The organism is Xanthomonas sp. D-36-1, assembly GCF_017746155.1.
In the GTDB taxonomy this organism is placed as follows: domain Bacteria; phylum Pseudomonadota; class Gammaproteobacteria; order Xanthomonadales; family Xanthomonadaceae; genus Xanthomonas; species Xanthomonas cissicola.
Map to the genome: position 1 here is coordinate 1 of NZ_JAGHWR010000083.1, position 10068 is coordinate 10068.

Consider the following 10068-nt stretch of genomic DNA (forward strand, 5'->3'; position numbering starts at 1 on the left):
CCGGCGATGGGGAGCGTGCGTCTGTGAACCGGGAAATTCCCGCGGAAAGCGCCAGAAATGGCGAAATTCCGAAGTTCCAAAAGCCACTCTTCGGAACGACGCCACCTTCCGCCCTGTCAGGTCTCGTTGTTCAGACCTTCCCTAGAAGCGGGTCTGGGACTGGCCAGCGCGTTGTCGGCAGCGGCAATGCCACTGCGCTGGCCCCGCTTGTCGCGCCTGACACATGCGCCAGCGGGGCGCAAGGCCTCAGGCGCATGCAAGGCGACGCATCTTTTCCACACCCCCTGTGGATGGAAGTTGCACAAGGCTGTGGACAAGTGTGCGCAGGCCCCGGCCTGCAACGCTGTCAAGATGGGTGGCGAAAAAATGACCAGCCGGTTGCGAGAGGCTTTCGTCCTTCGCAATCACTGCGATCCCGGCAGGATCGGCAAAGTGGTCGGCGCTGGCGTCGTTGCGATAGTCAGGCCGGCATCGAGCGATGCCCGACATGCGGTGAACCTGGAGATCACGTCGGTCGTTCCGACCCGCTAAGCCATGCATGTCATTCGCGTGCTGCCATCGACCAGCCACGTCGCCTCGGCAGTCGCGGTGCGGTGTCACGTCGATGCCCGCGTTCACGCGGACGAAGTCACACCCGCCGCGCCACAAGAAAGCTCGCCACCGCCAGCAACCACGCCAACACGAACACGCTCAGGTAGGCGGCGCGCGTGGCCGATGTCAGCAGCGCAGCGAACAATGCGCCCGCGAGCGCCAACGTGGCCGCCACCGCGATGGCTTCGCTCAGTTGCAAGGCGGAGCTGTTGGCGCCTTGCTGCGCCGGTGGCGACAGCGACAGCAGCACCACCGACAGGCTGGGATACAGCAGGCCCATGCCCAGGCCGGTCAGCGCCCAGCCGGCAATTGCCAACGTCGCAGGAATCGCCGGCCACACCGCACCTGAGCTGATCGCAATGCCCAGGGTCATCAACAGCGCGCCGCTCTTGAGCAGGCGAGGGCGCGACCAACCGGCGCGGCTGTGGCCCTGGTACCACGAGCCACCAAACCAGCCCAACGCACCCACGCTCAGTGCCACGCCGGCCAGCAGCGGCGAAAGTCCGCGTTCGCGCGACAGCAGCAGCGGCAAAAAGGCTTCAAAGCCGAAGAAGGCGGCCGCAGCAATGCCGCGCAGCGCGATCACGCTGGGCAATCCGCGCGCAAGCCGCAACGTGCCAGCCGGCAGCAGGCGCCAGGCGCAATACGCAGAGAGCAACAAGGCCGGCAGCATGGCGCCCGGCGCCAGCATGCCATGCAGTTGCCCGCCCAGATACACGCCAAGCACGCCCACCGCCGCTCCGACAGCCCAGCCCATCGAAGCGGTTGGCGCGTCGGAACTGTCGCGTGTCCAGGTCTGCCCGCGCAGCGCTGGCCACAGCAGTAATCCAGCCGGAATCGCCAGCAGTGGCACCGACAAAAATACCCAACGCCAGCCCAGGTGTTGCACGATCAATCCGCTGATGCCCGGCCCGATCAACGATGGCACCACCCAGCCGCCCGAAAACGCGGCAAACACGCGCGGGCGCAAGACCTCGGGGTACAGCCGCCCGACGATGACGTACAAGGCCACCGAATAGGCGCCGGCCCCCAGCCCCTGCAGCAGGCGTCCGACGATCAACATCGGCATGCTCGGTGCCAGGCCGGCGACCAGCAGGCCGACCACAAAGCACAACAGGCCGGCAGCCAACGCACCGCCAGGACCGCGACGGTCGCTCCAGCGCCCGGCCGCCGTCATCCCCATCACGCTGGTGGCCAGCGCGCCGCCGAACGCCAACGCATACAGCGGCAGCCCGTTCAACTCGCGCGCCACCGTCGGCATGGCGGCGGCAACCGCCAGCGACTCGAATGCATTGAGTGACACCAGCGCCACCATGCCCAGCGTCGCCGCGCGATAAGGCGCGGCCAGGATGGAGGTGGTCTGTGTTTCGATTGGCAGCGCTGCGGCAGTGATCGGTCTCTCGGTGGGCATCGAACATCCAGGGACGAAACGTGTGTAGAGGCGCGACCGGTGCTTGCACCGGCGATGGCCGCGCAGCATCCTGCCTCAACCTAAGTTGAGGTCAAGGCAATGCAACGTGAGCTGTCCGTGGGCGAGGTCGCCAAGCGCAGTGGTGTGGCGGTGTCGGCGCTGCACTTCTACGAGCGCAGAGGCTTGATCAGCAGCCTGCGCACCGCCGGCAACCAGCGCCGTTATGCGCGCGATGTGCTCCGGCGGATCGCGGTGATTCGCGTGGCGCAGCGATTGGGCGTGCCGCTGCAGCAGGTGCTCGATGCCTTCTCCGTGTTGCCGGATCAACGCACGCCGACGCGTGCGGAGTGGGCGCGCATGTCGGCGCGCTGGCGGGGCCAGCTGGACGCGCGCATCAACGAACTGCAGGCCCTGCGCGACCAGCTCACCGACTGCATCGGCTGCGGCTGCCTGTCGCTGCGTCGCTGCCGCCTGAGCAATCCGGACGATGCCATGGGCCACAGCGGTGAGGGAGCATTGCGGTTGGGTGGTTTGATGGCGGAGTAAGTCGGCTTGGCCATCTGGTCCATCGCAGCGGGCCATGCCCGGGGTCGGTGGACCGCGCGGAGACGATCTGCGCCTGTGATGCGTGGCTGGCGCTCCACCAGAGCATCCGTCGGCGGGCCTGTCCGAAACCTCAGGCAGCCGCAACCGGGACAAATGGCATTGCCGCGCGCGACACTCTGCGCCGTAGGATGGGAATCCCCTCCGCCGCAGGATTTCGCATGACCCCCACCGTGCGCCGATCACTCACCGTTGCATTGTCTCTGGCCTGCGTCACTGCGCCGGCGCTTGCCGCTGCCGCGCCCGCCAGCGCCGCCACGGCCGCCACGCCTGCTCCGGCCAGCGTGTTCGATCCGCTGGCCTTGTTCGCGCCCCTGCAATTGCCCGACGCTCCCAATGCCTATCGCAGCGGCAGCGGTGTACCTGGCCCGGCGTTCTGGCAAAACCGCGCCGACTACGACCTCAGCGCCAGCATCGACCCGGCAACGCATTCCCTCAGCGGCGAGGCCGCCATCACCTACACCAACCACAGCCCCGACACGCTGGACGTGCTGTGGCTGCAACTGGACCAGAACATCTACCGCGCCGACGCGCGCGCTGCCGCCAGCCGGCCGCTCAGGCGCAAAGAGTTCACCGATGGCATGCAGATCGCCAGCGTCGAGATCGATCAAGGCGGGCGCCGCCAGTCAGCGCACTTCATCGTCGACGACACCCGCATGCGGGTGGATCTGCCGCAACCGCTGGCCGGGCAGGGCAAGGCGCTCACCGTGCATATTCGCTATCGCTACACGATCCCCGGCACCTGGGGCGGGCGCACCGCAGTGAGTGCCAGCAAGCAAGGCGAGATCTACGAGATTGCGCAGTGGTACCCGCGCATGGCGGTGTACGACGATCTGCGTGGCTGGGACACGCAACCCTACCTGGGATCGGAGTTCTACCTGGAGTACGGCAATTTCGACTACGCAGTGACCGTGCCGGAGGGCTTTCTGGTCGCCGGCTCCGGTGCGCTGACCAATCCCCAGGACGTACTCAGCCGCACCGAACAGCAACGCCTGGAGCAAGCCAGCGGAAGCGACCGCACCGTGTTGATCCGCACGCCTGCCGAGGTAACCGCACGTGCGGCCAAGCCGGCGGGCAAGGGCACGCAGACCTGGCGCTTCCACATGGACCACACCCGCGATGTCGCATTTGCCGCATCGCCGGCGTTCGTCTGGGACGCGGCGCGCATCAATCTGCCGGGCGGCAAGCACGCGCTTGCGATGTCGGTGTACCCGGTGGAAGGTGTGGGCGCAGACAAGTGGAACCGCTCGACCGAATACGTCAAAGGCGCCATCGAGCATTTTTCGCAGTGGTATCCGTACCCGTGGCCAGCCGCGATCAACCTGGGTGGTTATGGAGCCGGCATGGAATATCCCGGCATCGTCTTCGATGGTTTCGAAGACGGCGGCAAGGACTTGTTCTGGATCACCGCACACGAAATCGGCCACACCTGGTTCCCGATGATTGTCGGCTCCAACGAGCGCCGGCATGCGTTCATGGATGAAGGCTTCAACACCTTCATCGACGTGTATGCATCGGATGCGTTCAACAAGGGGGAATATGCGCCCAAGCGCGATTCGGAATACGCGCCCAAAGGCGGCAACCCGGTCGACGAAATCCTGCCGCTACTGGCCGACACCCATGCGCCCACGCTGATGGACAACGCCGATTCCACCAGCGAGACCTATCGCCATCCGCTGACCTACTTCAAGGGCGCGTTGGGGCTGGTGCTGTTGCGCGAGCAGATCCTGGGTCCGGCACGCTTCGATCCTGCGTTTCGCAAATACATCGCCACCTGGGCTTACAAGCATCCCACGCCGTCGGACTTTTTTCGGCTGATGGAAAGCGAAAGTGGCGAAGATCTGTCCTGGTGGTGGCGCGGCTGGTATCTCAACAACTGGCAGCTGGACATGGGCATCACCGAAGCGCATTACGTCGACCACGATCCTGCCAAGGGCGTGCACGTCACATTGCGCAGCCGGCAGAAGCTGGTGATGCCGGTAACCGTGCGTGCGGACCTGGCCGATGGCAGCCACCTGGACCGGCGCGTGCCGGTGGAAACCTGGCTGCAGACCACCACGCCCACGCTGACGCTGCCGACCACCCAGAAGGTGCTGCACGTCACCTTGGACCCCGACCATGTGCTGCCAGATGCCGACCGCAGCGACGCGCGCGTGGACGTGACCGGCTGAGCATTGCGCGAGGCGTGGGTGCCGACGTGGCCGCAGCGCGGTCGCGTCGGTGGCTGCGTGCGGCAACCGCCGACGGGAACGGACATAATCGCCTGCGTTGACAACCCGACGAGCGCAGCAGTTGCGTGGCATCGTTCGGTAGCACACAGACGCCGCGGTTCCCGTGCGATGACGATGGTTCGCCCGACGACGACTGACGGCGTATATCAGTCGCCCAGATCAGCGCAATCGATTGCGAAGCGCGCATTGTCTTGTTCATGCGCGATGCTTGTTGCTGCATTGATACACAGGCGACGTGTAATCGGCAGGCGCCTGCAGCGTGCTGCCGTGTCCGGTGCAGCGCCGACGTCGACATGCGCAATCTAGACGCGCGGCGCTGGTCGTCATTCAAAGTTTGCGCAGTCGCCGCATCCGACTCCAGTGCGACACGTTCATTATGCAAATTTCACCATTCGACCCGACGGTTTTTGCGTAATGCCGTGATAACGCTTACAGCCCCGCCGGCATTGAAAACCGTATGCGGGCTCAAGCGACTGCGGTATCGGCTGTAACAGTGCACAGCCATCACTATGCTGCAACGCACGGTGACAAGCCCTTTATGCCCTGACTAGGCTGCGCGGCATGTTAGCGCTATCACCGGCTGACACGTCGTGCAAAGAACCTGCAACACACGCAGCATTGGCAGAGCAGCGCCGTTGCTGCGGCGGGTAGACGTGCATGCGCACACCGCAGGTCGACGATCGAAGGGGCGATCGTCAGCCTGCGTGCTAGGGGACAGATCGAGGGCAACTGACACAACGTCAAGCGGTTGTTGCGTGGCGCGTGCGGCGCGGTGAAAGGAGGGGAATGCCATCAGGGCATGTCCGATCCAGGCGCCGGCTGCGCTTGCAAGACCCATGCATGGCGTTGGATTGGTGGCTCCAGCAGTTGCAGCAGCGTTGGCCACGACCTGTCGGGCAGTGGCCACGATTCCGCCGTATCGCATGCCGCGATATCGGCCGTTGGCGGTTGGACTCCACTCCCGAGGACACATCGATGCGTCGTACGTTGAACAGCTTCAAGTCGAAGGCCATGTTCACCTTCGTTGGTGGCCTGTTGGTCATCAATCCCGCCTTTGCACAGGATGTCGCTCCGCCGCCTGCACCGGCGCCGCAATCCAGCAGCGATTCCGCCACCACCTTGGACGCCGTCAACGTGACCGGTATCCGCAACAGCCTCAACCAATCGATGGGCATCAAGCGCGATGCCGCAGGCGTGGTGGATGCGATCAGCGCCGAAGACATCGGCAAGTTTCCGGACACCAACCTGGCCGAATCACTGCAACGCATCACCGGTATTTCCATCGAACGCCGCGATGGCGAAGGCGCGCAGGTCACCGCACGCGGCTTCGGCCCGCAGTTCAACACCGTCACCCTCAACGGCCGCCTGATCCCCGGTGCCGATGCCTTCGGCGCGCCCGGCCAGACACCGATCGGCGGCGTGGATGTCGGCACGCGCGCGTTCAACTTCGCCCAGCTCGCTTCCGAAGCCATCACCGGCATCGAAGTGTTCAAGACCAGCCGCGCAACGGCGCCCAGCGGCGGGATCGGTGCGACGATCAATATCCAGACCGACAAGCCGTTCAACCACGATGGCGTGGTGGCCAATGCCGGCGCCAAGATGGTGTCCGACCGCTCTGAGCCCTTCGGCGATTCGCTCACCCCGGAAGTGTCGGGCATCTTCAGCTATACCAACCCGGAGAAGACCTTCGGTATCGGCCTGAGTGCCAGCTACCAGAAGCGCCATGGCGGTTCTGTCCAAGCCACCGAAAATACCTGGAATATCCAGCGCTGGACCGGCACCGACCCGGCGCTGCGCCCGGACGCGGTGGTGACCAACGCGCCGGCGATCGGCCAGTTGTACGGCATGCCCAACGACCTGCGCTATGCGTTCGCCGATTTCCAGCGCGAACGCATGAATGGCCAGGCGGTGATGCAGTTCGCACCGACCGACAGCCTGACCCTGACCCTGGATTACACCTACTCGGCCAACGAGATCCGCGAAGAGCGCGGTGAACAGGGCATCTGGCTGCAGCGCGCCAACAGCTTTACCGATCTGACCTTCGACACCGGCCAGGCCGTGGCCACGCCGGTCTATCTGCGCGATGTTCCCAATGGCGCGAAGGACTTCGGCATGGAACAACAGCGCAACGAGCAGAAGTACACGCTCGGCTCGCTGGGCTTCAATGCCGATTGGCAAGTGAGCGACCGCTTCCAGTTGAGCTTCGATGCGCACAATTCCAAGACGCAGAGCTTGCCCAACGACCCGACCACCGGCGGCAGCGCGACCTATTTCAGTTTCGCCGGCACCAACAACTGCACCAACGGGCCGTACTGCGGTGGCCAATGGGGGCAGGAATTGTGGTTCAACAATTCCTTGCCGATCGGCGCACGCACCTGGTACCCCACTGCGGCCGATTCGCTGGCAAACACCAATGGCGTGGTCAATCCCGCTTTCACCCCTGCCGAGCTCGGCTCGCAGGTGCTGCGTATTTTCTATCAGAAGCAGGTGACCGAAACCAAGGAAGGACGGCTGGACGGAAAGTTCGATTTCGACGACGGGCGCTTCCAGTTCGGCGTGAGTTCCACCAACACCACCATGCATCGGCTCGTCAGCGAGACCAATTCGACGCTGGGCGATTGGGGCGTGGCCAATGCGGGCAACGAGCCGGGCATGGTCGCATTGCTGCAGCCGGTGAGCATCACCGGCATGTTCAAGGATTTCAATCCCAGCGGCGCGGCCTCCAGTGCATGGCGTGGCGATGCAGATCAGCTGGCGCTGTGGGGCGGAAGCCAGTACGGCGCAACCACGCGCTACAACCCGCAATACACCGCCGACAACCGGGTGGAGGAAAAGACCCGCGCGGCCTACGTACAGTTGGAAATTGCCGGCGCCATCGCCGGGATGACCACCAATACGCGCCTGGGGCTGCGCTACGAGCGCACCGATGTGGAGTCCACCTCGCAGGTGGCCACGCCCACCGCGCTGCTGTGGCTGTCCAACAACGACTTCCAGTTGATCCGTTCCACCGACCAGCAGCCTTTCAGCGAGAAGACCAGCTATAACTACATCCTGCCCAACATGGACTTCAGCATCGATTTCACCGATTCGCTGAAAGGCCGCGCCTCGTTTGGCCAGACCATCGCACGCGCACCGTACAACAATCTCATCGCCGGGCCCACGCCCAACACGCCCAACGGCTCGATCCTGATCAACCCGTCCAACCGCGCCGGCGGCGACTCGCAGACGCCCACGCTCGATCCGTTGGAATCGGACAACCTCGATCTGGCACTGGAGTGGTATTTCGCCGATGCCAGCTATGTGTCAGCGACGTTCTGGAACAAGCGCGTGAGCAATTTCATCGGCAATACCGTTACGCGTGAATCGCTGTACGGACTGACCGACCCCACCTCCGGGCCGGATGCTCAGGCTGCGCTGGCGTTCCTGCAAAGCGGGGCCTGCGCCGCCCAGGTGGGTGCGGCCGGCAACGATGTCGCAGGCGCATGTTCGGCCAACGACACCTCGCTGTTTGCGGCCATGGCGCTGCTGCGCAATGCGGCTGCCACCGGCGGGCTGAGCGCCTACAACGGCAGTTCGGCGCAGAGCCTTGCGCTGGAGAATGCCTACGATATCGCCGGCAACGCCTCCGACCCGCTGTATCAGTTCGATGTGTCGCGGCCGATCAACCAGAACAAGGCCAACATCCACGGCTGGGAACTCGGCGGCCAGTACTTCTTCGGCAGCACCGGTTTCGGCATCTACGCCAACTACACCATCGTGGAAGGAGATGTGGCGTTCGATAACACCGTCATCGATCGCGATCAGTTTGCATTGCTCGGCCTGAGCGACACCGCCAACGTCATGCTGATGTACGAAAAGTATGGCTGGAGCGCACGCCTGGCCTGGAACTGGCGTGACGAATACCTGATCGCTGCCAACCAGGACAATGCCAACCGCAACCCGTACTACGTCGAGCCGTATCAGCAGTTCGACCTGAGCGTCAGCTACGCCTTCAACAAGCAGCTGTCGGTGGGCTTCGAGGCGATCAACCTGACCGGTGAGGACGTGCGTTGGCACGGCCGCTCGGACAAACAGATCATCCGCCTGATCGACCAGCAGCCGCGTTACACGCTGGGCGTGCGGTACGCGTTCTGAATTACCACGCGTTGTTCGTCGTAAATCCTGCGGCCGCCATCGTGTGATGGCGGCCGCAACCGGTTGTTGCGCCGTTGCTCGCGTGCGTTCTACAGCCGTGTAGTGCCGCCGTGCCCGCTCCGTCTATGGAGAGGCCGTCGGCTTGCAGTGCGAACGCATGCGTCATGCGCTGGCCTTCGTCGCGGCGCAGCGTGTTGCTGCCCTGCGGCTTGCCGGCGCACGCATTTTTGGCAATGCTCAGCATCGATAAGCGCGCGGGGAATGCGTGCGACCGAGTTTCTTCATGACTGCAGCCCTCCGCGACGGACGGCTGCTGGAGTTTTAGATGACCCGATACGCAGTGCTCAACAACGTGGCCCATCACGACCTGCGCGTGATCCTGCGCTTTGGTGCGGAATTTGGCGATGCAATCGGCGTGGTGCCGGCCTTCGTCACCGAATATGCCGAGCTGCAGCGCGAGTATCCGCTGTTCTTCCGCAAGGATCCGGCCGGAAGTGGTTACCAGCCGGTGGCGCTGCTGGGCTTTGCGCAGGATGAAAACCTGTTTCTGCAGGACGGGCGCTGGAATGCCAGCTACCTGCCGGGCATCGTTGCCAAGGGACCGTTCCTGATCGGTTTCCAGGAGCAACACGTCGATGGGGCCTTGGTACAGGAGCCGGTGATCCATGTCGACCTGGAACATCCGCGCATCAGCCGCAGCGAGGGCGAAGCGGTGTTCCTGCCGCAGGGCGGGCACAGCCCGTATCTGGAACATATCATCGGCGTGTTGCGCGGCATCCGCGATGGCGTGGACGCAGGGCAGGCGATGGCGGCCGCCTTCGACGCGCTTGGGCTGATTCAACCGGTGCGCCTGGAGGTTGCGCTGGATGCCAGCCATGCCACGCAGTTGCAGGGCTTGTTCGCCATCGACCGCGAGCGGCTTGCCGCCCTGGATGCGCACGCGCTGCAGCAGTTGCATCAGGCCGGCTATCTGGAAGGTGCCTTCCTGATGCTGGCATCGCTGCACAATGTGCGCCGGCTGATGGCCGAAAAGCAGCGCCGCCTGCAGCAGTCGCACAGCGACCCCGTTGCTGCGTACGCCTAAGGAAGGTCTGAACA

General features: G+C 64.3%; 7 protein-coding genes. 4 read left to right on the forward strand and 3 right to left on the reverse strand.

Translation table 11 applies throughout. The features are described 5' to 3' along the window. Positions 1 to 246 precede the first annotated feature (246 nt). Both J7367_RS19485 and J7367_RS19490 read right to left on the reverse strand, forming a co-directional pair. Complete coding sequence (locus tag J7367_RS19485; protein WP_176214973.1) at positions 247 to 489, reverse strand: hypothetical protein; 243 nt, start codon at positions 487 to 489, stop codon at positions 247 to 249. Positions 490 to 628: 139 nt separating this feature from the next. Continuing rightward, positions 629 to 2002 carry an MFS transporter gene (locus J7367_RS19490; RefSeq protein WP_057664073.1) on the reverse strand — a complete coding sequence of 458 codons (1374 nt, stop codon included), beginning with the start codon at positions 2000 to 2002 and terminating at the stop codon, positions 629 to 631. A gap of 99 nt (positions 2003 to 2101) precedes the next feature. Between J7367_RS19490 and soxR the strand changes: the two genes are divergently transcribed. The 3 genes from soxR to J7367_RS19505 all read left to right on the forward strand — a co-directional run bounded on the left by soxR (position 2102) and on the right by J7367_RS19505 (position 8970). Next, the gene (gene soxR, locus J7367_RS19495; protein WP_022558808.1) at positions 2102 to 2548 is read left to right on the forward strand and encodes a redox-sensitive transcriptional activator SoxR; all 447 of its coding nucleotides are present in this window, start codon (positions 2102 to 2104) and stop codon (positions 2546 to 2548) included. Between the two features lie 218 nt (positions 2549 to 2766). Further along, positions 2767 to 4776 (forward strand): M1 family metallopeptidase, encoded by a 2010-nt coding sequence (locus tag J7367_RS19500; RefSeq protein WP_057664075.1) that lies wholly within the window; start codon positions 2767 to 2769, stop codon positions 4774 to 4776. A gap of 1035 nt (positions 4777 to 5811) precedes the next feature. Further along, positions 5812 to 8970: a TonB-dependent receptor gene (locus J7367_RS19505; protein ID WP_057664078.1), complete on the forward strand. Its 3159-nt coding sequence runs from the start codon at positions 5812 to 5814 to the stop codon at positions 8968 to 8970. A 1-nt stretch (position 8971) separates the two neighbouring features. Here J7367_RS19505 and J7367_RS19510 read toward each other — a convergent pair whose 3' ends face one another. Then, complete coding sequence (locus tag J7367_RS19510) at positions 8972 to 9214, reverse strand: hypothetical protein (RefSeq protein ID WP_057664081.1); 243 nt, start codon at positions 9212 to 9214, stop codon at positions 8972 to 8974. 81 nt (positions 9215 to 9295) lie between these two features. Between J7367_RS19510 and J7367_RS19515 the strand changes: the two genes are divergently transcribed. Continuing rightward, entirely contained in the window at positions 9296 to 10054 is a 759-nt protein-coding gene (locus tag J7367_RS19515; RefSeq protein WP_057664084.1) for a SapC family protein, read from the forward strand. Positions 10055 to 10068 lie beyond the last annotated feature (14 nt).

Bases quoted from the DNA above. Each gene is read 5' to 3' on its own strand.
- J7367_RS19510 (WP_057664081.1), bottom strand. From the start codon at position 9,214: ATGCTGAGCATTGCCAAAAATGCGTGCGCCGGCAAGCCGCAGGGCAGC.
- J7367_RS19500 (WP_057664075.1), top strand. From the start codon at position 2,767: ATGACCCCCACCGTGCGCCGATCACTCACCGTTGCATTGTCTCTGGCC.
- J7367_RS19485 (WP_176214973.1), bottom strand. From the start codon at position 489: ATGTCGGGCATCGCTCGATGCCGGCCTGACTATCGCAACGACGCCAGC.
- soxR (WP_022558808.1), top strand. From the start codon at position 2,102: ATGCAACGTGAGCTGTCCGTGGGCGAGGTCGCCAAGCGCAGTGGTGTG.
- J7367_RS19490 (WP_057664073.1), bottom strand. From the start codon at position 2,002: ATGCCCACCGAGAGACCGATCACTGCCGCAGCGCTGCCAATCGAAACA.
- J7367_RS19515 (WP_057664084.1), top strand. From the start codon at position 9,296: ATGACCCGATACGCAGTGCTCAACAACGTGGCCCATCACGACCTGCGC.
- J7367_RS19505 (WP_057664078.1), top strand. From the start codon at position 5,812: ATGCGTCGTACGTTGAACAGCTTCAAGTCGAAGGCCATGTTCACCTTC.